The organism is Streptomyces sp. LUP47B (assembly GCF_001746295.1).
Classification (GTDB): Bacteria; Actinomycetota; Actinomycetes; order Streptomycetales; family Streptomycetaceae; genus Streptomyces.
The window spans coordinates 1,063,874-1,085,397 of record NZ_MJAH01000001.1 but is presented as its reverse complement, the minus strand read 5'-3'; the positions used below and the strand labels follow the sequence as shown (position 1 = coordinate 1,085,397).

Annotated in this window: 19 protein-coding genes; 11 read left to right on the top strand and 8 right to left on the bottom strand. The window is 71.6% G+C overall.

What is annotated here, in order from left to right:
* Window positions 1-76 precede the first annotated feature (76 nt).
* From BFN33_RS04870 to BFN33_RS04840, 7 genes are all read left to right on the top strand, one after another.
* A complete protein-coding gene (locus BFN33_RS04870; protein WP_069758567.1) occupies window positions 77-1,018 on the top strand; it encodes an OB-fold nucleic acid binding domain-containing protein in 942 nt (313 codons plus the stop codon).
* On the top strand, window positions 1,015-2,079 hold the full coding sequence (locus BFN33_RS04865; RefSeq protein ID WP_069758566.1) for a thiolase domain-containing protein: 1,065 nt from the start codon (window positions 1,015-1,017) through the stop codon (window positions 2,077-2,079). The genes BFN33_RS04870 and BFN33_RS04865 overlap by 4 nt, the downstream gene beginning before the upstream one ends.
* Complete coding sequence (locus tag BFN33_RS04860) at window positions 2,076-3,242, top strand: thiolase domain-containing protein (RefSeq protein ID WP_069758565.1); 1,167 nt, start codon at window positions 2,076-2,078, stop codon at window positions 3,240-3,242. Before BFN33_RS04865 ends, BFN33_RS04860 begins: the two co-directional genes overlap by 4 nt.
* Before the next feature lie 95 nt (window positions 3,243-3,337).
* Window positions 3,338-3,580: a DUF397 domain-containing protein gene (locus BFN33_RS04855; RefSeq protein WP_028807758.1), complete on the top strand. Its 243-nt coding sequence runs from the start codon at window positions 3,338-3,340 to the stop codon at window positions 3,578-3,580.
* Between the two features lie 64 nt (window positions 3,581-3,644).
* Complete coding sequence (locus BFN33_RS04850; RefSeq protein ID WP_069758564.1) at window positions 3,645-4,304, top strand: ABATE domain-containing protein; 660 nt, start codon at window positions 3,645-3,647, stop codon at window positions 4,302-4,304.
* 201 nt (window positions 4,305-4,505) lie between these two features.
* The gene (locus BFN33_RS04845; RefSeq protein ID WP_069758563.1) at window positions 4,506-7,388 is read left to right on the top strand and encodes an AAA family ATPase; all 2,883 of its coding nucleotides are present in this window, start codon (window positions 4,506-4,508) and stop codon (window positions 7,386-7,388) included.
* Window positions 7,389-7,464: 76 nt separating this feature from the next.
* Window positions 7,465-7,962 carry a hypothetical protein gene (locus tag BFN33_RS04840; protein ID WP_069758562.1) on the top strand — a complete coding sequence of 166 codons (498 nt, stop codon included), beginning with the start codon at window positions 7,465-7,467 and terminating at the stop codon, window positions 7,960-7,962.
* Window positions 7,963-8,039: 77 nt separating this feature from the next.
* On the opposite strand, the gene BFN33_RS04835 is transcribed toward BFN33_RS04840, so the two are convergent.
* Window positions 8,040-9,998, bottom strand: a complete 1,959-nt coding sequence (locus BFN33_RS04835; protein WP_069758561.1) for an N-acetylmuramoyl-L-alanine amidase — start codon at window positions 9,996-9,998, stop codon at window positions 8,040-8,042.
* Window positions 9,999-10,263: 265 nt separating this feature from the next.
* A complete protein-coding gene (locus BFN33_RS04830) occupies window positions 10,264-11,403 on the bottom strand; it encodes an aminoglycoside phosphotransferase family protein (protein WP_069758560.1) in 1,140 nt (379 codons plus the stop codon).
* A gap of 243 nt (window positions 11,404-11,646) precedes the next feature.
* Between BFN33_RS04830 and BFN33_RS04825 the strand changes: the two genes are divergently transcribed.
* The gene (locus tag BFN33_RS04825) at window positions 11,647-13,140 is read left to right on the top strand and encodes a hypothetical protein (protein ID WP_069758559.1); all 1,494 of its coding nucleotides are present in this window, start codon (window positions 11,647-11,649) and stop codon (window positions 13,138-13,140) included.
* A 5-nt stretch (window positions 13,141-13,145) separates the two neighbouring features.
* Here BFN33_RS04825 and BFN33_RS04820 read toward each other — a convergent pair whose 3' ends face one another.
* The gene (locus BFN33_RS04820; protein WP_069758558.1) at window positions 13,146-14,576 is read right to left on the bottom strand and encodes a PP2C family protein-serine/threonine phosphatase; all 1,431 of its coding nucleotides are present in this window, start codon (window positions 14,574-14,576) and stop codon (window positions 13,146-13,148) included.
* 384 nt (window positions 14,577-14,960) lie between these two features.
* Between BFN33_RS04820 and BFN33_RS04815 the strand changes: the two genes are divergently transcribed.
* A complete protein-coding gene (locus BFN33_RS04815) occupies window positions 14,961-15,374 on the top strand; it encodes an SsgA family sporulation/cell division regulator (RefSeq protein ID WP_069758557.1) in 414 nt (137 codons plus the stop codon).
* A gap of 15 nt (window positions 15,375-15,389) precedes the next feature.
* On the opposite strand, the gene BFN33_RS04810 is transcribed toward BFN33_RS04815, so the two are convergent.
* Together BFN33_RS04810 and BFN33_RS04805 are read right to left on the bottom strand one after the other, a co-directional pair.
* A complete protein-coding gene (locus BFN33_RS04810; protein ID WP_069758556.1) occupies window positions 15,390-16,487 on the bottom strand; it encodes a chemotaxis protein in 1,098 nt (365 codons plus the stop codon).
* Window positions 16,488-16,561: 74 nt separating this feature from the next.
* Window positions 16,562-16,990, bottom strand: a complete 429-nt coding sequence (locus BFN33_RS04805) for a PaaI family thioesterase (RefSeq protein WP_069758555.1) — start codon at window positions 16,988-16,990, stop codon at window positions 16,562-16,564.
* Between the two features lie 80 nt (window positions 16,991-17,070).
* Here BFN33_RS04805 and BFN33_RS04800 point away from each other — a divergent pair, with 80 nt between their 5' ends.
* Window positions 17,071-17,499 (top strand): MarR family winged helix-turn-helix transcriptional regulator, encoded by a 429-nt coding sequence (locus BFN33_RS04800; RefSeq protein ID WP_069758554.1) that lies wholly within the window; start codon window positions 17,071-17,073, stop codon window positions 17,497-17,499.
* 65 nt (window positions 17,500-17,564) lie between these two features.
* Here BFN33_RS04800 and BFN33_RS04795 read toward each other — a convergent pair whose 3' ends face one another.
* The 3 genes from BFN33_RS04795 to BFN33_RS04785 all read right to left on the bottom strand — a co-directional run bounded on the left by BFN33_RS04795 (window position 17,565) and on the right by BFN33_RS04785 (window position 21,086).
* A complete protein-coding gene (locus BFN33_RS04795; protein ID WP_069758553.1) occupies window positions 17,565-19,151 on the bottom strand; it encodes an alpha/beta hydrolase in 1,587 nt (528 codons plus the stop codon).
* Between the two features lie 192 nt (window positions 19,152-19,343).
* Window positions 19,344-19,817, bottom strand: a complete 474-nt coding sequence (locus BFN33_RS04790; protein ID WP_069758552.1) for a nucleoside deaminase — start codon at window positions 19,815-19,817, stop codon at window positions 19,344-19,346.
* Between the two features lie 72 nt (window positions 19,818-19,889).
* Window positions 19,890-21,086 carry an MFS transporter gene (locus BFN33_RS04785; protein WP_069758551.1) on the bottom strand — a complete coding sequence of 399 codons (1,197 nt, stop codon included), beginning with the start codon at window positions 21,084-21,086 and terminating at the stop codon, window positions 19,890-19,892.
* Between the two features lie 59 nt (window positions 21,087-21,145).
* On the opposite strand from BFN33_RS04785, the gene BFN33_RS04780 reads away from it, so the two are divergent.
* Window positions 21,146-21,523, top strand: coding sequence for a MerR family transcriptional regulator (locus BFN33_RS04780; protein ID WP_069758550.1), 378 nt, complete (start codon window positions 21,146-21,148; stop codon window positions 21,521-21,523).
* Window position 21,524: the final 1 nt, after the last annotated feature.

The window sequence follows — 21,524 nt, the reverse complement described above, 5'->3', positions numbered from 1 at the left end:
GCCCCTCGGGCGTCGCACCGCCGAGCCACCGTCCGCCCACCCACGCGCGTCCGTCCTCGAAGGAGGCACAACCTCGATGCCCGAAGTACTCAAAGCCCCCCTGGTCGTCGAATTCCCCTTCACCCGTTCCCTCAGCCCCGTCCAGAGCGCCTTCCTGACCGGCCTGCGCGAGCGTGTCGTCCTCGGCGTGAAGACCCGTGACGGCCGCACCCTGGTCCCGCCCGTCGAGTACGACCCCGTCACCGCCGAGGAGATCCGCGACCTCGTCCACGTGGGCACCACCGGCACCGTCACCACCTGGGCCTGGAACCACGAACCCCGTCGCGGTCAGCCGCTGGACACGCCCTTCGCCTGGGTCCTGGTGAAACTCGACGGCGCCGACACCGCCCTGCTGCACGCACTCGACGCCCCCGGCCCCGACGCCCTCCGCACCGGCATGCGCGTCCGGATCCGCTGGGCCGAGGAACGCTGCGGTGCCATCACCGACATCGCCTGCTTCGAGCCGTACGACGGAGACGATGCCGTGGTCACCGTCCACGCGGGCGAGTTCGAGGACCCCGTCCACGGCATCGTCGCCCAGGCCCGCCTCGACTACACCTACTCACCGGGCCGCGCCCAGACCGCCTACATCAACGCCCTCGCCGAACACCGGGCCGTCGGCGAGCGCTGCCCCGCCTGCCGCAAGGTGTACGTCCCGCCGAGGGGTGCCTGCCCCACATGTGGCGTGGCCACATCAGAACAGGTGGAGGTAGGTCCTGCGGGCACCGTGACCACCTTCTGCATCGTCAACATCAAGGCGAAGAACCTCGACATCGAAGTGCCGTACGTCTACGCCCACATCGCCCTCGACGGCGCCGACCTCGCGCTGCACGGCCGGATCGGCGGCATCCCGTACGACCAGGTGCGCATGGGCCTCAGGGTCGAGCCGGTGTGGAGCGAGGGCGGCCGCTACCCGGACCACTACCGGCCGACCGGCGAACCCGACGCGGACTACGAGACGTACAAGGAGCTTTTGTGACCAGCGACGCAGCCCCGGGGCCCCGCGACATCGCCGTCGTGGCGTTCGCCCAGTCCGACACCCTGCGCTCGACCGCGGAGGTCTCCGAGGTGGAGATGCTGATGCCGGTCCTGCACGACGTCGTCGCGCAGACCGGTATGAAGACCGCGGACATCGGCTTCACCTGCTCCGGTTCCTGTGACTACCTCGCGGGGCGTGCCTTCTCCTTCACCCTGGCCCTCGACGGCGTGGGCGCCTGGCCGCCCATCTCCGAGTCGCACGTCGAGACGGACGGGGCCTGGGCCCTGTACGAGGCGTGGACCAAGCTGCTGTCCGGGGACGCCGACACCGCGCTGGTGTACTCGTACGGCAAGTCCTCACCCGGCTCCCTGCGCGACGTGCTCACCCGGCAGCTGGACCCGTACTACGTGGCGCCCCTGTGGCCCGACTCCGTCGCCCTCGCCGCCCTCCAGGCCCAGGCGCTGATCGACGCGGGCGACACGGACGAACCCGAGCTGGCGGCCATCGGTGCCCGGAGCCGCGCGACGGACAATCCCCGCGCACAGCTGAAGGGCCCTGTTCCGCAGGGTGACTACCTCGTACGACCTCTGCGCACCGGAGACTGCCCTCCCATCGGCGACGGGGCCGCCGCCGTGGTCCTCGCGGCGGGGGAGCGGGCCAGGGAGCTGTGCGAGCGCCCCGCCTGGATCCGCGGGATCGACCACCGCATCGAGGCGCACTCGCTCGGCGTCCGCGACCTCACCGACTCCCCCTCCACCCGCCTGGCCGCCGAGCGGGCCGGCGCCTTCGAACGGCCCGTGGACACCGCCGAGTTGCACGCGCCGTTCACCTCGCAGGAAGTCGTCCTGCGCAAGGCGCTGCGGCTCGGTGACGAGGTCGACGTCAATCCGTCCGGCGGGGCCCTCGCAGCCAACCCGATGATGGCCGCCGGGCTCGCCCGTATCGGCGAGGCCGCCGCCCGGATCCACCGGGGCGAGTCCGACCGCGCCCTCGCCCACGCCACCTCCGGGCCCTGTCTGCAACAGAACCTGGTCGCCGTACTCGAAGGGGATCCGCGATGAGCAAGGAGCCCGTGGCCGTCGTAGGGATCGGCCAGACCAAGCATGTCGCGGCCCGCCGGGACGTGTCGATCGCCGGGCTCGTCCGGGAGGCCGCCCGAAGGGCGCTCGACGACGCCGAGTTGGACTGGGCCGACATCGACGCCGTGGTGATCGGCAAGGCGCCCGACTTCTTCGAGGGCGTCATGATGCCGGAGCTGTACCTGGCCGACGCGCTCGGCGCGGTGGGCAAGCCGATGCTGCGGGTGCACACGGCGGGCAGCGTCGGCGGCTCCACGGCACTGGTCGCCGCGAACCTGGTGGCGGCCAGGGTGCACTCCACCGTCCTCACCCTCGCCTTCGAGAAACAGTCCGAGTCCAACGCCATGTGGGGCCTGTCCCTGCCGATCCCCTTCCAGCAGCCCCTGCTGGCCGGAGCGGGCGGCTTCTTCGCACCGCATGTGCGCGCGTACATGCGGCGCACCGGCGCGCCCGACACGGTCGGCTCACTGGTGGCGTACAAGGACCGGCGCAACGCGCTGAAGAACCCGTACGCGCATCTGCACGAGCACGACATCACCCTGGAGAAGGTCCAGGCCTCGCCCATGCTCTGGGACCCGATCCGCTACTCCGAGACCTGCCCCTCCTCGGACGGCGCCTGCGCGATGGTGCTCACCGACCGGGCGGGCGCCGCGCGGGCGCCCCGGCCGCCGGCCTGGATGCTGGGCGGCGCCATGCGCAGCGAGCCGACGCTCTTCGCGGGCAAGGACGCCGTGTCGCCCCAGGCGGGCAAGGACTGCGCGGCCGACGTGTACCGGCAGGCCGGGATCGCCGACCCGCGCCGGGACATCGACGCCGTCGAGATGTACGTGCCGTTCTCCTGGTACGAGCCCATGTGGCTGGAGAACCTCGGCTTCGCCGACGAGGGCGAGGGCTGGAAACTCACCGAGGCGGGCGTCACCGAGCTGGACGGGGATCTGCCCGTCAACATGTCGGGCGGCGTGCTGTCCACCAATCCGATCGGCGCCTCCGGCATGATCCGCTTCGCGGAGGCGGCGCTCCAGGCGCGCGGACAGGCCGGGGAACACCAGGTGGAGGGCGCCCGCAGGGTGCTCGGGCACGCCTACGGCGGCGGATCCCAGTTCTTCTCCATGTGGCTCGTGGGGTCTGAGCCCCCTGATGCGTGAATTGACTCCTGAAAGGTCCCCCTCACGTGGCCTGTCGGCGGTCGGGCACGATCGCTAGGCTGGCCGCGGACGACGCAATCGGGAGGAGCACGGACGTGGCCGAGACCACCATCCAGCAGCAGCCGCTCATGGGCTGGGAGAAGCCGGAGCTGGACCTGAGCAACGCCGATTGGCACTCGAGCAGCCGCGGTCGGGGGGATGTGCAGATCGCCTTTGTCGAGGGGTTCATCGCGATGCGAAACAGCGGCCGCCCGGAGAGCCCTTCCCTGATCTTCACCCCCGCGGAATGGGGCGCGTTCGTGTCAGGGGCGCGGGAGGGAGAGTTCGACCTCACCTGAGGGTGAGCGCAAAGGGGTCCTGACCTACGTGTTAATGGATGCGGCGGAACCTATCATTAGCCGCATGCAGGACACGAACGACAGGGATGCCCGTCTCACCCTGGACCTGGCCCTCACCATCCGGCACGACGGACACGGCGGGGTCGCCGACGACCTGGCCGACGTCGCGGGTCTCACCGCCTGGGTCCGGGAGCACGCCGAGACGTTGCCGGACGCCTCGCACTTCGTCGCCGACGAAGGCACCCTCGCGGCGGTCCGTGACCTGCGGGCCGCCGTCCGAGCGCTCTTCGCCCGCGCCGTGCGTCCCGGCGAGCCCAGCCCCGCCGACGCGACCCGTCTGGTGTCCGTGCCCGAAGCGGTCGCCCGCCTCAACACGGCCGCCGCCCGCGCCCCGACCGTCCCCGTGCTGCACTGGACCGACGACGCCGAACCCGTCGTACACCGGCAGCCGGTGCCGCGGGGGACCGACCTCACGGCCGTACTCGCGCAGGCCGCGATCGCCTTTCTCGCCGGAGCCGACCGGCGGCGGCTGCGCGCCTGCCATGCCCCGCGCTGCGTGCGCTACTTCCTGAAGGATCACCCGCGGCAGGAGTGGTGCAAGCCCTCCTGCGGCAACCGTGCGCGAGTGGCACGGCATCACGAGCGGCACAGGGAACAGGGGAGGGGCCGTGACGTCGAAGGCGGGCAGACGGCGGTTCAAGGAGCGGGGACAACAGCGGGGTGACCGGTTCTGTTCGGTCGTAGCCGCCGACGTCGAGGGCTGATCCACGTTCCCGCTGTGCTGTCCGAACACCTCTTCCAGCCATGACCCGAGTGGGTCGACACGGGCCCGCCCGGCGCCCCGCAGGCGTACGCTGAGGTGCCTGTAGGTCACGGTGTGCCCTCGCTCCCCGCGCGGGTGTGCCACCGTGACGGGGGGTGCGCCATGGTGCAGCGCAGTGCGCGCAGCAGAAGGACTCTCCTGGAACGGGAGACCGAACTCGCCGCCGTCGACGAGGCGTTGGGAGAACTCACCGGGCTGCGCACGGACGGTGCCGAACCGCGCGGATGCTCCCGCGGAGCCGTGCTCGCCGTCGCCGGCCGGGCCGGCATCGGCAAGACGACCCTGCTCACCGAGGTCCGCCGCCGTGCCGCCGCCCGGGGCTGCACCGTGCTGGCCGCCCGCGGCGGCGACCAGGAGCAGCGGGTCGCCTTCCACGTCGCCCGGCAGCTGCTGCAGCCGCAGTTCGCCGGCGCGGGCGAAGCCGATCTCCGTGCCCAGCTGGGCAGTTGGTTCGACATCGTCGGCCCCGCACTCGGCCTGTGCGCCCCGACCGACGGGGCGCCGCCCGACCCGCAGGGCCTGCGGGACGGACTCGACTGGGTGCTCACCCATCTCGCGGTCCTGCGCGCCCCGATGGTGCTGGTGCTCGACGACGCCCACTGGGCCGACCCCGAATCGCTGGGCTGGCTGGCCGCGTTCGCACCCCGTGCCGAGGAACTCCCGCTGCTCGTCGTCGTCGCCTACCGGCCCGACGAACTCCCCGACCACGCCGAGTCGTTCAGGGCGCTGCCCGGCCGGGCCGGCGGACGCCCGCTCGACCTGGAACCGCTGAGCGCCGGCGCCGTCGCCCGTCTCGTACGGGAGACGCTCGGCGCGCACGCCGACGACGCGTTCTGCCGGGAGTGCTGGGCCGTCACCGCGGGCAACCCCTTCGAGACGGTCGAGCTGACCGCCAAGGTGCACGACCGCGGTGTGACCCCGACCGAGGACGCGGCGCACCTCCTGCGTGATCTCGCGGCCGCGGTCAAGGGCAGCGGCCTGGTCGCCCGCCTCGAACGCCTCGGCGCCTCGACCGTCCGCTTCGCCTGGGCCTGCGCGGTCCTCGGCACCGAGATCCATCCCTCGCTCGCCGCCGCCGTCGCCGGACTCGGTCACGAAGAGGCCGCCGACGCGGCCGACGCCCTGCGCGGCGCCCGCATCCTCACCGGTGGCGAATCCCTGGAGTTCGTCCACCCGCTCATCGCCACCGCCGTCTACCGGGCCATCCCGGCCGGGTTCCGCGTCGCGCTGCACGGCCAGGCCGCCTGGTGCGTGGTCGACGACGGACGGGGCCCGGCCGCTGCCGCCCGCCACCTCCTGGAGACGCATCCCGACAGCGACCCCTGGGTCGTGCAGCAACTGCGTGCCGCCGCGGCCGAGACCCTGCGCTCCGGCGCCCCCGACGCGGCCCGCAGCTGTCTCGCCCGCGCCCTGCGCGAACCTCCGCCCTCCGAGGACCGCGCCGCCGTCCTGTACGAACTGGGCAGCGCCTCCCTGCTCACCGAACCGGCCACCACGGTCAACCACCTGCGCGCCGCCCTCGAAGAGCCCATCGCCGACTCCGCCCTGCGGCACCGCATCGTCTACCGGCTCTCCCAGGTCCTCGCCCACAGCGACCGCCTCGCCGAGGCCTCCGACACCCTCGCCCGCGAGATCAAGGTCACCGGCGACGCCCGCGTCAAGCTGCGCATGGTCGCCGAACAGTTCATGTGGGACGCCTTCCGCGCCGACGAACCCGACCACCCCTCCCGCTCCCGCCGTATGGCGCGGCTCGCGGACCGTCTCACCGGCCGCGACCTCACCGAGCGGTACATCATCGGCCTGCGCACCTGGGACGCCGTCCTGCGCGGCGAACCCGCCCACATCGCCCTCCGCCACGCCGAGCGCGCCCTGGCCGGCGGACTCGGCTGGGCCGATCCCGACCGCGGCTTCGAGGTGCCCGTCCTGGTCGCCCTCGCCTTCACCTACGCCGACCGCCCGGGCCGTACCGAGGAGCTCTTCGCCGCCGGGATCGCCGACTTCGAACGCCAGGGTTGGCGCGGCGCTCACCTCTCCTTCGCCTACACCCTGCTCGCCTACGTCCGTTTCCGCCGCGGCCGCCTGGCCGAGGCCGAGGACTTCGTCCGCGCGGGGCTGCGCCTCGCCGAGCGCGTCGGGCCGGGCTCCCCGGCCCAGTGGTACGCCGTGGGCATCCTCATCGAGGTCCTGCTCGCCCGGGGCCGGGTCCACGAGGCCGCGCAGACCGCCGAGGACCACTCCTTCGGCGCCCCCTTCCCGGCCGTGGTGGTCTTCCCCGACGCCCAGACCGTTTACGGCGAGCTGCTGCTGGCGCGCGGCCGCACCAAGGACGCGGCCGCCGAACTGGCCGCCGCCGGCCGCCGCCTGGAACCGCGCGGCGTGCGCAACCCCGCGTGGTGCCCCTGGCAGCTCCACCTGGCCCGCGCCGAGAGCCACGAGGATCCGGAGCGGGCGGTCACGACGGCCCTCGAAGCGGTGGCGCGAGCCCGCCAGTTCGGGGCCCCGTCGGCGCTGGGCCAGGCACTCCGGCTGGCCGCCGAGGTCTCACCGGGCTCGGCCCGGGTGAAGCTCCTGGAGGAGTCGGTCGCCCACCTGGAACGTTCTCCGGCCGCGTACGAGCTCGCCTGCGCGTTGGTGGCGCTGGGTACGGAACTCCGTCGCACGGGGCGCGCCCGGGAGGCGGCGGAACACCTCTACCGGGGCCTCGACACAGCCGTCCAGTGCGGCGCAGACGGTCTGATCGACACCGCCCGCGACGAACTGACCGCCGCGGGCCTGCGCCCCCGCCGCCTGCACAGTACGGAGACGGACACGCTCACGGCACGCGAACATACGGTGGCGGACCTGGCGGCGCAGGGGCACACCGAGCAGGAGATCGCGAAGGAGCTGAACGCCGATGGGCAGACGGTGACACGGTTGCTGTCGGCCGTCTGTCGCAAGCTGGGAACGGACAGTACCGGCCTGCGAACGGTGAGTGGTCCCATATAGGGCCGTGGGAGAACCGCGCGGCAGGCCCCCACACCTGCGCCCGCGCGACCACGTGACTGGCCATTACCATTGGCGCATGTCGTTTCTCCGCCGCCGTAGCGCCACTCCCGCCGGTCCAGACTTCGATGTCCTGGCCATGGACCCGGGCGACTGGCCCGGCAACCTCGGCGCGGGGCTCCTGCCCGCCCCCGACGGCACCTGCCAGGGCGTCTTCCTGCGCTACGACCTCTTCGGCGGCCGCGGCCCCGCGATGATCATCGGCAATCTTCCCGAGGGCTCTCCGGCCCGCGATGTCCCCGACGGGCAGGTCCCCTTCGAGGTGGCGCAGCTGCTGATCGCGCTGGAGAACGACGAGGAGGTGACCGTCTCCGACACCGAGGAGATGCCGGTGATGCAGGGCGACAACCTCCTGATCGTGCGCCGCCTCAAGCTCTCCGAGAGCCGGATCTCCTGCGTCCAGTTCGACCGCAGCGACAACGTCCTGGTGACCATCGCCGCCTGGGACCGCCCGATCACGGACGACCTGTACGCCCTTCTCAAGCCCTTGCCGGCGGAGCTCTTCCAGCAGGGCTGAACGTTCGGCAGCGCCGCTCCGGAAGACCAGGCATTTCGGTCCCTGTTCCTCCGGAGCCGCCACCGGCCGGACGTTGACTAGCGGCGCCGGACCGAGGGCTTCACATCGACGTCCGCCGCTCGCACGAACTCCACCCGGTGGCCGTACTGGATCTCGTAGTACAGGTCCTGCCCGACCACGACCTTGTGCGAGTCCTTCGTGAAGGTGACCGCGTAGTAGTACTCGCCGGGCACCTTGTCACCGATCACATACGACTGGCCCTTGAGCACCTTGTACGGCAGCGGCGACACCGCCTGGGCGGGGACCCCCGTCGGATAGGCGGAGGCCTCGGGGTAGGCGCGGCCGTACACCGGGACGCTGTCGCGGCCCTCCTTGGGGGTCACGACGAGACCGGAGGCACTCACCGCGGTCCGGTTGCCCTTGGGGTTCTTGAACCAGGCCTTCTGGCCCAGGTACCAGATCGCCGTCCAGTCGCCGTCCCGGTCCGCGACCGCGTACTGCTGGCCGGTGGAGACCCGCGACGACAGGTCGTTCACGTCGGTCGTCGGAGCCCTGCCGCCCATACCGATGTCCGTGATGAGAGCGGAGTTCTCGTCGGGGGCCGAGTAGAGCCGTACCTCGCTCGAACCGTGGGTCGCGCAGGGCTCGCCCTTGGTGACGCAGCCCGTGTACTGCGGCTGGTTGGTCGCGTAGTCGGGCCGGATCGTCACCAGGCCGCCCCGCTTGCCGGCGGTCGCCTTGAAGGGGTGGCCCAGCAGCTCGAAGTAGTGCCGCCAGTCCCAGTACGGGCCGGGGTCGGTGTGCATGCCCGAGACGGTCGAGGTCGTCGGACCGGGCACGTTGTCGTGGCCGAGGATGTGCTGCCGGTCCAGCGGGATGCCGTACTTCGCGGAGAGGTACTTCACCAGCCGCGTCGAGGACCGGTACATCGCCTCCGTGTACCAGGCGTCCGGATTCGCCAGGAAGCCCTCGTGCTCCAGACCGATCGACTTGGCGTTGACGTACCAGTTGCCCGCGTGCCAGGCCACGTCCTTCGCCTTCACATGCTGGGCGATGTGACCGTCGGTCGAGCGCAGGGTGTAGTTCCACGACACATAGGTCGGGTCCTGCACCAGGTTGAGGACACCCTCCCAGGTGCCCTCCGTGTCATGAATGACGATGTACTTGATGCTCTGCGAGGCCGGACGGTTCCCCAGGTCGTGGTTGCCGTAGTCGTTGTCCCCGAACTCCTCGTAAGGTGCCGGGATCCACTCGCAGGACACCGACTTCGGGCACTCGGTGCTGCCGCCGCCGAGCGTGCGCAGTCCCGTCCGGGCGAGCTGCGCGCTGTCGGGGGTCAGCGTCGGCCGGGCGGTCAGGGCGACCCGCTGACCGGCGTCCGTGGTGCGCTCCTCGCCGGTGCGCAGCACGTCGAAGACGTCGTTCGCGTACGCCGCGGCCGTCGCGCTGTCGTCCGCGCCGGAGAAGCGGGCCACCGCGCCGTACCAGTCCGCCGGGTCCTGGCTCAGCGGCTCGCCCAGATCCTTCTGGGCGGCGGCCAGCAACGCGGCGCCGCCGGCGATGTTCGCCGCGGGGTCGGTGCGCAGGTCCCCGGCGCTCAGGCCGCTCAGCTCGGCCGCCTTCGGCAAGGTCTCCAGCCGGGCCGGGAGTTCGCTGGGCGTCGGCACCTTCGTCTCCGGGAGCAGCGCCGGGCGGGCGCTGTCGCCGCGGGCGTCCTCCGTGCCCTCGCTGTGGTGCGGTTGCGAGGCGAGTGCGGTGCGGGCGTCGGTCAGGTGCATCGGGCCGTAGCCACCGGTCACACTCGGCGCTCCGGCGTGGCCGTCCCAGCGGGACTGGAGATAGGAGACGCCGAGGAGGACGCTCTGCGGGACGTGGTACTCGGCGGCAGCCGAGGCGAAGGCCCGCTGGAGGCCGGCCGAGGAGTCCTCGGCCTGCGACGGGGCCGCGCCGAGCAGGGGCAGCAGCAGGGCGGTGCCGGCCAGTGTGCCGACGATCCTCCGGGCGGCTCTGTTGGGGTCGGTCGTGGATCCTCGCAATGCAGCCTCCTGGGACGGTCGGGCGCGATGAGCCGTGCGGGGCCGGGCGTGCGTCAGTGGTACCGGCTTGCCGACGATCCGTCAATCATGCCCAGGGGCAGACGATTTCCCATGTCAATGAGGGGTGCCGGGAGTTTCGTGGCGGGTGCTTCCAGGCCTGCGGGGCGTCAGTGGCGTACACCAATGTCTTCTGGCGAAAGCCGCACATACGAAGGTCCGCGGCGCGCCCCCGTCCTGCAGGGCGCACCGCGGACCTTCGTCCCCGTCAGCGAGTGCCGACCGCCGCGCGTACGGCCCGGCGGGCCAGCTGGCAGTCGTCGTGCAGCCGCCTCAGCAGCAGCCGCTGTTCCTCGCCGGACGGCGCGGCACCCGGGTGGGCCGGGCCCGGTGACACCGGGGCCGAGTCCTGCATCGAACGCTGCACGGCCATCTCGTACGTACGGATCTCACGGGTCAGGACGAGCATCAGGTTCACCAGGAAGGCGTCCCGCGAGGCGGGGCCCGCCGACTGGGCGATCTGGCTGATCTGACGGCGCGCCACCGGGGCGTCGCCGAGGACCGACCACAGTGTCGCCAGGTCGTAGCCCGGCAGATACCAGCCCGCGTGCTCCCAGTCCACCAGCACTGGACCGGCCGGTGAGAGCAGGATGTTCGAGAGCAGCGCGTCGCCGTGGCAGAACTGGCCCATGCCCTGTCGGCCCGCCGAGTGGGCGATGCCGTGCAGCAGCTTCTGCAGGTCGCCCATGTCCCGGTCGGTCAGCAGCCCCAGTTCGTGGTAGCGGGAGATGCGGGCCGCGTAGTCGAGCGGGGCGTCGAAGGTGCCCGCGGGCGGACGCCAGGCGTTGAGCCGGCAGACCGCGCCGAGCGCCGCCCTGATGTCCGCGCGCGGCGGGGCTTCGGCCGGATGCCGGTGCAGAGCCGCCGCCCGGCCGGGCATCCGCTCGATGACCAGGGTGCAGTTGTCCGGATCCGCCGCGATCAGCCGCGGGACGCGCACCGGGGGCCGGTGCCGGACGAACGAGCGGTATGCGGCTATTTCGTGCCGGATCCGCTCGGCCCATACGGGGGAGTGGTCGAGTAAGCACTTGGCGACAGCCGTGCTGCGTCCCGTCGTACCGACCAGGAGCACGGAGCGTCCGCTGCGGCGCAGGACCTGCACCGGGGCGAACTCCGGGCAGATCCGGTGCACCGACGCGATCGCCGTGCGCAGCTGGGCGCCCTGGGGGCCGGACAAGTCGAGTCTCCCGCTGAGCGGTTGGGTGCCGAGCCCCGGAACGCGCCGCGTCCTGCCCGCACCCGGTACGGGGGCCGTCGGCCGCGCGGGGTCGAGGTAGGGGCCACCGCCCGCCGGGCGGAGTCGCGGCGACCGGGGCGGGGCGGACACGGAGGACGATGCTGCGTACATGGGCGAGACAGATCCCTTCGTGTGCCTGCTGTGCCTGGAGAAGCAGTGCGCTGCCCGACCCGGAACACCGGGTGCACCCTGGGGAATGTCCCTGTGCGGTCCGGGTCGGGGTGGCGCTTTCCTACCTCACCGCAGAGGCGCACTGGCACACCATCTGGCGCACCCTGGCGAACCCTGGCGAATAGTCCCGGAGCAACTGACACGGGGCTACTGTCAACTCAGCCGAGTACCTGGGGGCTTGATGTGAGCGGACAACCCAACACCCGACTTTCGGACCTGTTCGGCCTCGCCGGCTGGTCCAAGGGTGAACTCGCGAGGCTGGTCAACCGGCAGGCGGCGGCCATGGGCCATCCCCAGCTCTCGACCGACACCTCGCGGGTGCGGCGGTGGATCGACATGGGAGAGATCCCGCGCGATCCGGTGCCGCGGGTGCTGGCGGCTCTGTTCACCGAGCGTCTCGGCCGTGTCGTGACCATTGAGGACCTCGGTCTGGTCCGGCACGGGCGTACGGGGAAACGGCAGGGCGACGGGAGTGTGGAACATCCCGACGGCATGCCGTGGGCGCCCGACCGAACCGCCGCGGTCCTCACCGAATTCACGGGAATGGACCTCATGCTCAACCGACGCGGCTTGGTGGGCGCGGGTGCCGCGCTCACCGCGGGATCCGTACTCAGCAGTGCCATGCACGACTGGCTGCACACCGATCCGGCCCTCACCGCCGATGCCCCCCAGTTCGACGACCCCCTGCACGCCGACCCTGCTGGGTTCGACCGTTACGAGGCCGCCCCCATCGGGTCGCAGGAGATCGAGGAACTGGAGCGCTCGGTCGAGGTGTTCCGGGCCTGGGACGCGGCCCGCGGCGGCGGGCTGCAACGCAAGGCGGTCGTGGGCCAGCTCAACGAGGTGGGCGGCATGCTCGCCTACCGGCACCCCGACCATCTCCAGCGGCGCCTGTGGGGCGTCGCCGCCAACCTGGCCGTCCTCGCGGGCTGGATGTCCCACGACGTCGGCCTCGAACCGACGGCTCAGAAGTACTTCGTCATCGCCGCCCATGCGGCGAGGGAGGGCGGAGACCGGCCCCGCGCCGGCGAGGCGCTCTCCCGGGCCGCCCGCCAGATGGTGCACCTGGGCCGGCCCGACGACGCACTCGACCTGATGAAGCTCGCCCAGTCCGGCTCCGGCGAACAGGTGCTGCCCCGCACCAGGGCGATGCTCTACACCATCGAGGCCTGGGCACAGGCTTCCATGGGCAAGGGCCAGGCGATGCGCCGCACCCTCGGACAGGCGGAGGACCTCTTCGTCTCCGACAAGAGCGACGTACCGGCGCCGAGCTGGATGCAGACCTTCAAGGAGGAGGACCTGTACGGCATGCAGGCCCTGGCCTACCGCACGCTGGCGGAGCACGAGCCGGGTGCGGCCGTGCACGCCCAGCACTACGCGGAGAAGGCCCTCGCCCTGCGGGTCGACGGACGGCAGCGGTCGAAGATCTTCGACTTCCTGTCGATGGCCTCGGCCTGCTTCATCGCCGACGACCCCGAGCAGGCGGACCGCTACGCGCGGTTGGCACTGGTGTCGATGGGCTCCAACTCCTCCCACCGCACCTGGGACCGGCTGCGCCAGATGTACCGGCTCACCGCCGAGTACTCCGGCTACCCGAAGATCAACGAGCTGCGTGAGGAGATCAGGCTGGCGCTGCCGAAGCCCAAGGGAAGGGGTGGCAACAGCGCTCGGGCATGAGGTTGTTATGAAGTCACCTTCGCGACGAGCACACAGGCGTCGTCCGCGCGCTCGGTCTCGCCGAACTCCTCCATGACCATGCGCACACAGTCCTGCGCGGTGCGCGCCCCGTCGAAGCGGGGGGCCAGGTCCAGGAGCCGGTTCACGGCAGCCGTACTGCTGCGTCCGGGCACCAGTCCGTCCGTGTGCAGCAGGAGCAGGTCGCCCGGTTCGAGGGTCTCCTCGGCCTGCGCGTAGACGGCTCCGGAGGTCGCGCCGAGGAGCACGCCGTCGGGTGAGTTCAGCCTGCGCCCCGTCCCGCTCCGGAACAGCAGCGGGGCGGGGTGCCCGGCCTGCGCCCAGACCAGGGTGCGGGACTCGGGACGGTAGCGACAGCAGACCGCGCTGCCGAGGGCCGGCTGCACGGTGGTATCGAGCAACTGATTGAGCAGGGACATCAGTTGGCCGGGCTGGGTGCCCGCCATCGCCATGCCGCGCACGGCGCCGAGGAGGGTCGCCATGCCGGAGGCCACGGCGACTCCGTGCCCGGTGAGGTCGCCGACGCTCAGGAGGGTGTCGCCGTCGGCCAGTTCGAGTGCGTCGTACCAGTCGCCGCCGATCAGTGCGCTGGCCGACGACGGCAGGTAGTGGGCGGCGAGGTCCAGGGTCTCGGTGCCCTGGTGCGGGAGCCGCAGGGAGCCACGCCACGGCGGCAGCACGGCCTCCTGCAGCTCGACCGCGAGCCGGTGCTCGCTCTGCGCGCGCTGCCTCTGGCGTTGTAACGAGTCACGGGTCTCGCTCACCGCCCGTTCGCTGCGCCGCAGTTCGCTGACATCCCGCAGCACGGCCCACATCGAGGCGGTGCTGCCGTCGGCGGCGAGCACGGGCTCGCCCATCATGTGGACGGTGCGCACTTCGCCGTCCGGGCGCATGACACGGAACTCGCCGTCTATGCGCTTGGCGTCGACCAGACAGTCCGTGACCATGCCCGTCAGCTTCGGCCGGTCCTCGTCGAACACCAGGGAAGGGAGCTCGTCGAGGGTGAGCGGGGGAGCGGTGGGGTCACGGCCCAGTATCTGGTACAGCTCCCCGGACCAACTCGCCTCGTCGGTAAGGAGATTCCACTCGGCGCTGCCGACCCGGCTGAGCAGCGAGCCGCGCCGGGGAGCGGGCGGCGCGGTTCGCGCGGCGGGCTGCGCCCCGGCTGCCGACCGCGCGGGCGGCGGGCCGTCCCGCAGCTGCGCCAAGTGCTCGTCCAGATCGGTGAGTTGGTGAAGCGCGAGGTCGTACAGCGCGCGCTGCCAGCGCTCCTGGGGGTCCGAACCGTCACTGGGCGCGTCCCGTCGTACGGCGTCCACGTCGCCCTTGAGCCGCCGCGTCTGCGAAATCAGCGCGTCGACCGAGCCGCGTCCTGGCGGCTGGGCGGCGGGGTGGTCCGCGGAGAGGTGGGACGGCATGACGCACTCCGATGCGGGGACGGTTCGACCTACGGGGGGCGGAGGGACCGTTACGACTGTTGCACAGGGCGCGACGCGCTGTAAGGGATTTGGCGGCACACGATACGGTGGTGCTTCTGGCATATGCCACAGTCTTCACGGAGCGCTCGAGCGGAGTGTGTCGCCTACGCCGTTTGATGTTTCAAGTCGTAGACCAGGTACGCGACTTGACGGGTCGGTGGGGTGGCCGATCCGGTGTTCATTTGTGTGTTCGACGTTCCTGTGTTCTAAGGAGTCTGGCAAGGCCTGGTGGTGAAGTCGAGGAATCTTGCTATGTGACGCAGGTCACATTAATTCCCTCCCGCTCAGGCGTAATGCAAACGGCACTTGCGAGGTCGTAATCGTATGGACACGACACTCGAGCAGCCTGCCCGCGCCCGGCTGATCACCGCGGAGAACCAGCAACTGCCCGTCCCCGCCATCCTGCGCTACGACTCCACCGACCCGCTGGCCGTCAGCGTCGACTTCCCGCCCGAGGTCTCCCTGGACGGACAGGGGGTGACCTGGACCTTCGCCCGTGCCCTGGTGGAGGAGGGGCTGCGCGGGCCGGCCGGCGGCGGGGACGTGCACCTCTGGCCGTGCGGCCGGAGCATGACGGTCGTGGAGTTCCACTCGCCGTACGGCCTCGCCCTCCTCCAGTTCGACACACCCGACCTGCGCGAGTTCCTGCTGCTCACCTATGCGGTGGTCGGCGCCGGACAGGAGGATCTCGACGAGGCCGTCGAACAGGGGCTCAACGCGCTCTTCGGGAGTGTCTGAGTGGAGTGTGGCGGCTCAGTACCGCAGCACTCCCGCGATGCCGTCGGAGCCGCCCAGCGTGCCGTCCGGTACGAAGCGGACGTCGGCGCCGGTGTCGAGACACTGTTCGACGATCTCGTCCACGATGTCCTCACGGGCGTCGAGGTCGCCGCTCTCTGCCGGGATCAGATGGTCACCGCCCTCGTCGCGGACCGTCACCCGGTAGTTCTCCTCGACGGCCAGCAAGCGCAGCCGTCCCTCCCGGGCGCTCCGCCAGATCTCGTCGACACCGGCCGCGAACGCCCGCCGTCCGCGCGCCGCTTCGAGCTCCAGGGTCACCGCGTCGGTGCTCTTGCGGGCCTCCGCGGCGACCAGTGGCCGGACCGCGTGCCAGACCGCGTCCGGGGTGCCGTGCGCGAGACCGCCGTGCCGGACGTGCACCGCGTCCTTGGTGACGCTGCCGATGTCGTCCAGCGCGGACAGCGCCGCGGTTTCGCCGGTGACGTACAGCGGCCGCGGGTCCTCGCGCAGGAGCTTGGCCAGCGCGGTGTCGGCGTCCCGCAGGAAGTGCCGCGTGTCCTCGTCCCGGAAGGTGCTCGGCATGTCACCGATCCGCTCCAGGCGCTCGGCGTCGAAGTTCTCGCGGGCCCTGGTCAGCGGAAAGCCGCCGGCGCGGTGCTCGGTGACGCGGTCGACGCCGCCGTTCCACAGTGAGGCGCGGTCGGCCGAGACCGACAGCACCCAGAACGGGCGCTCCGAGGCCTGGGCGGAGACGAGGTTGCGGGTCAGGAAGGTGTCCGAGAGCACCACGCGCTCCGGTACGGCACGGGACAGGGTCCACACCTGGTGCTCGCCCGGAGCGGCGAAGATCACCAGACCGTCCTCGGTGTGCGTCAGATCGATCTCGGCGAGGGCCAGGTCGAGTTGCCGGACGACGTCGGCGCGCCGCTCCCGGGGGACCGCCGGGTCGGCGTCCAGCTGCTTCTTGGCCTCGGCCACCACATTGCGCAGCCGGACCGGATCCTGGGCGTTCTCGGGTTCGCGGCGGTGGGTCGGCGTCAGTACGGACACCGCCGGATAGGCGCGCGGACGGCGCAGTTCGGAGAGGGTCGCAGGGCTGAGTGCGTGCTCCATAAGAGCACCATAGGACCGATCGGCCGATCGGGCATTTGGGGCAACTTGATCGAGCGTTCAGGAGCGCCGACAGCTCAGGTGCTCAGCGGCTCGAGGACGGCGATCGACCCCTGGGCCACCGCGCACAAGGTCTCGGAACCGTCGGCGTCCACGGTGTTCAGGTCGCAGCGGCACACCACGCGGGTGCGGCCGGCCCGTATGACCCGGGCGCGGGCGCGCAGCAGTTCACCGCGGGCCGGACGCAGGAAGTCGATCGAGAAGCCGGCGGTGGTCACCGCGGAGCCGGCCACCGAGCCCGCCGCGAAGGAGAGGGCGTTGTCCGCCGCGTAGCCGAGCACTCCGCCGTGCACGCTGCCGTGCTGCTGGAGCAGGTCGCCGCGGATGTCGAACTCCAGGGTAGCCCCGCCCTCCTCGAACGCCGTCAGACGGGCGCCGACCAACGTGCTGAACGGCTGTGCCGCCAGGACCTTCCGGGCGAGCTCCAAATCCAGGGTCCGGGTCATTCGCCCACCTCCGTCCCGCGTCTCACTTCACTGGTGAAGTGAGACTGGCGTGAACCACTCCCGTCTGTCAACATCGGCGCATGCCCGAGCCCGACGACCAGCGTCTCTACTTCCTGCTCCAGCGGGCCGCGCACCGCTTGCGGACCACTGCGGACCGGCGCTGCCTGGCCGCCGCGGGGGTCACCACGGCCCAGCTCGGCGCCCTGTTCGCCGTGCACGACGAGGCGGGCATCACCCAGCAGCAACTGGCGCGCACGCTCGGACTGCGCGAGTCGGCCGTGACCGGGCTGGTCGGCCGGTTGACGGCGGCGGGTCTCCTCGCGAAGAGGCCGCACCCGCGTGAACACCGGGCCGTCGTACTGGAGTTGACCGACGCCGGAACCGATGCCCTGCGGGCCGCCCAGCCCGAGATCGACCGCTTCAACACGGAACTGCGCGAGGCGCTGGGCGACGACGGTTTCGCCGGGGCGGCGACGGCCATGCACCGGCTCGCGTACTGGGAGTCCTAGGGAGCACCTGTTCAACTCCTCGGCTTTCTCGCCGCGTTCACTCGTGCGGGATCGCAGAGTGGATCTCAGTCGTCGCGTTCGGGTCCGCAGGAGCTGCCGTCGGGCGGCAGGTTGCCGTAGAGCAGGAAGTCGTCGACCTTGCGGCGCACGCACTTGGAGGAGCCGTAACCGGTGTGGCCCTCACCCTTGTTGTCGAGGACCACGGCCGAGTCGCCGAGGCGCTTCGCGGTCTCCACGGTCCAGCGGTATGGCGTCGCGGGGTCGCCGCGGGTGCCGACGAGGAGGATCTTCGGCGTGCGGACGTCTCGCACCTTCTCGCGGATGAAGTCGGTGCCCTTCGGGCGGCCGTAGCAGATGAGGTACTCGGTGAGCCGGTAGCGGCCGAAGACCGGCGACGCCTGCTCGTAGGCGGCACGCAGCCGGGTCAGGTCCCTGGGGATCCGGTCGGCGCCGGGGCGGTCGGGATCGTCCGCGCAGTTGACCGCCATCAGCGCCGCCGGAAGATTGTCGAGCGGTATGTCCTCCACGTCGGAGAGGGTGCTGTGCGTCGGGTCGCCGGAGGGAGAATGCGCGCGGGTGAGGACATCGGAGCCGCCGCCCGTGAAACCGAGGACGCCTGACGTGTCGCCCTGTTCCACCAGGTCGGCGAGCGCCCGCTCCAGCGAGGGCCACAGATCCTTGCTGTAGAGGGCCTGGCCGATGGCGCCCACCAGGTCCTGTCCGGTGAAGTCGGGGCCGAAGTCCGTCGGTACCGGGTCCTCGTCCAGCGACGCCACGAGTTGCAGGACCTGTTCCCGGGCCCCGCGCGCGTCGGTGCCGAAGGGACAGGCGATGTCCTTCACACACCAGTCGACGAAGTCCTCCAGCGCCGTCTGCTGCCCTGCGGCGCCCGCCACGCCCTGTTCGGCCAGCGGCTCGGTGAGGGTGTCCACACCGTCCAGCACCAGGCGGCCCACCTTCTTGGGGAACTGGGCCGCGTACACCGCGCCGAGCCGGCTGCCGTACGAGAAGCCGAGGTAGTTGAGCTTCTTGTCGCCGAGGGCCTGGCGTATGACGTCCAGGTCGCGGGAGACGTTCACCGTGCCGATGTGCGGGAGCACGGGCCCGGAGTGCTTGGTGCACTGGTCGGCGGCCTTCCGGAGCTTCCCGAGCACGGCCTGGGGGTTCCGGTTGAAGGCGGTGTCGTCGTCGGTGGCCGCGAGCGCCACGTCGGTGCCGTTGCCGCAGCTGACCGGGGAGGACCTGCCCACGCCGCGCGGGTCGAAGGACACCACGTCGTACTCGTCCGTGAGGTTCATGAAGTCGTCGCCGCCGGCCGCGAGTGCGGGCACGCCCGCGCCACCCGGGCCGCCGAAGTTCAGCACCACCGAGCCACGCTTGTGCTTGGTGGTGGCCCGGTAGCGGGCGAGTGCCAGGTCGAGGGTGCCCGCGCGGGGCTTCGCGTAGTCGAGGGGAACAGTGATCTTTGCGCACTGCAGGTCGCCGGGGGCCTCCATGCCCACGCACTTCGACCACTTGATCTTCTGGCGGTAGAAGCGCGACAGGTCCGGTCCGGATCCGTCCGTGACCACGGACGGCAGTCCGGCGCCGAGCAGGGCCAGCCCCACGGCTCCGGAGAGAGCGCATCGCCGCCTCGTCACCTTGGCGAGCATCCATGCCTCCAAGGACGCCCATCGGCGCCCTCGATCACGATAAGCGGCCCTTCGACGGGGCGCCTCCGGGAGAGCGCGATCACGGGTGGTGCCCTACTCTGTGCCCGCACGATGCCCATGAGCCGGCGGTCGCTGCCCCTGTCCCGCTTGCCCCGCGGCGTCGACCGGAGCTGCATCCCGGGAGAGCGGGTGTCAGCTCCGATGGAACCGGCTGTGCAACTGCCGCACACGCTCCGTCAGCTCGGGCACCGGCCCCTCCACGACCACGCCGGGTGCGACCTCGTTGACCGGCAGCGTCCGTACCGGTGGTGCCGGGACGCCCAACTCGGTGAGCCACTGGGCCAGTTGTTCGGACGAGGCGACGTACACGATGCGTCCGAGGCCCACCCAGGCGTGCGCGGCGGCACACATCGGACAGTGCTCGCCGGAGGTGTACACGGTGGCCGCCGCCCGCTCCTCGGGCGTCATGTGCGCCGCCGCCCAGCGGGCCAGCTCGAACTCGGGATGGCGGGTGCGGTCGCCTGACGCCACGCGGTTGTGGTCCTCCGCGAGGATCTCTCCGTCGGCGCTCACCAGGACCGAGCCGAACGGTTCGTCCCCGGCCTCCAGCGCCTCGGCGGCCAGCTCGACGCAGCGGCGCAGATACGGCAGTTCGGTGTCCTTCACGACTCGGTGCCCTTCACGACTCTGTGTCCTTCACGACCGTGGAATGCGGCCCTCCTGGCCACGAGCCTAAGGTCATCGCCGCGTCGCCGGGAACGCGTTTCGGGCCACGGTGACCACCCCGAGGGCCACCGCGACCAACGGCAACGCGGTCCACGGCAGCGCCCCGGCGCCCCAGCCGTCCAGTACGAGGCCCCCGGTCAGTGAACCCACCGCGATCCCGGCGTTGTACACCGTGGTCTGCAACGACGTCGCCACGTCCGCCCTCTCCGGACCCGACGCGTCGATCAGCGCAGTCTGGATCAGCGTCGGCGCACCCCCGAAGGCGACGCCCCACAGGGCGACCGAGATCAGCAGCACACCAGGAACCCCGGCGACGAGCCCCAGCGCGAGCATCACGGTCGCGCACAGCGACAGCGCGCCCACGAGCGTCGGCCGCGGATGCCGGTCCACCAGCACCCCGGTGATCCAGATCCCCACCACCGTCGCCGCCCCGAACACCAGCAGCACCAGTCCCGTACGGCCGAAACCGGCATGCGCCGCGAACGGGGCGACGTACGTGTACATCACCTGGTGTCCCACCAGCAGGAACAGCGTGACGGACAGGACGGCCGGGATGCCCGGCAGCGCGGCGACCCGGGCGAGCGGCACGCGCGCGTGCGGCGTCTCGCCCGGGAAAGTGGGCACCCGCCACCGCACCCAGACCATCAGCAGCACCGCTATCCCGGACAGCAGCCCGAACGCCGTGCGCCAGCCCACCGTCCCGGCCAGCGCGGTCCCGGCCGGGACGCCCAGGGCCAGGGCGAGGGTGATCCCGGCGAGGACGATCGCGATCGCCCGGCCGCGCCGCTCGGCCGGCACCATCCGTGCCGCGTACCCGGCAAGCATCGCCCACAGCGTTCCGCCCATGCCCCCGGCCACCAGCCGCGCCCCGAAGGTGAGGGCGTACGACGAGGACACCGCCACCACCGCGTTGCTCACCGCGAAGCCGAGCAGCGCCCCGACCAGCACCGGCCGGCGCGGCAGCCCGCGCAGCAGAGCCGTGAGCGGGATCGCGGCGGCGAAGGACGCGAGCGCGTACCCGGTGACGAGGAAACCGATCCGGGCCTCGGAGACGCCCAGATCCGGGGCCATGCGGGGCAGCAGGCCCGCAGGCAGCAGCTCGGTCAGCACAGCGGTTAAGGCGGCCGTCGACAGGGCGAGGAGCCCGGACCACGGAAGCGGGGCGGACGCGGGCGGAGCGGTGCCCTTGGCCGGGCAGGTGGTGGACATGCGACCATGCTCGGACCTTCACATCAGTGTGAAGGCAAGGGCGACCCCGGGAGTACGTGATGAGGATCGGCGAACTGGCCCGCCGTACCGGAGTCCCCACCCGGCTGCTGCGCTACTACGAGGAGCAGGGCCTGCTGCACCCCGAGCGCACCGACAACGGCTACCGCACCTTCGCAGAGGCGGCGGTCCGGGACGTCCAGCAGATCCGCGGGCTGCTCGACTCGGGCCTGACCACGGAGATGATCCGCGCGATCCTGCCGTACCTTTCGGGGCCGGAGGAGATCCTGTTGCCGCCCGAACACCTGACACCCCGGACCGCGGCCCTCCTGGAGGACCACGTCGATCGCATCCAGGCCCGGATCGACTGTCTGGCCCGCAACCGTGACCGGCTCAGCGCCTACCTGGCGGCGGTGCGCGCGGAGGCCGGGCGGCCGTAAT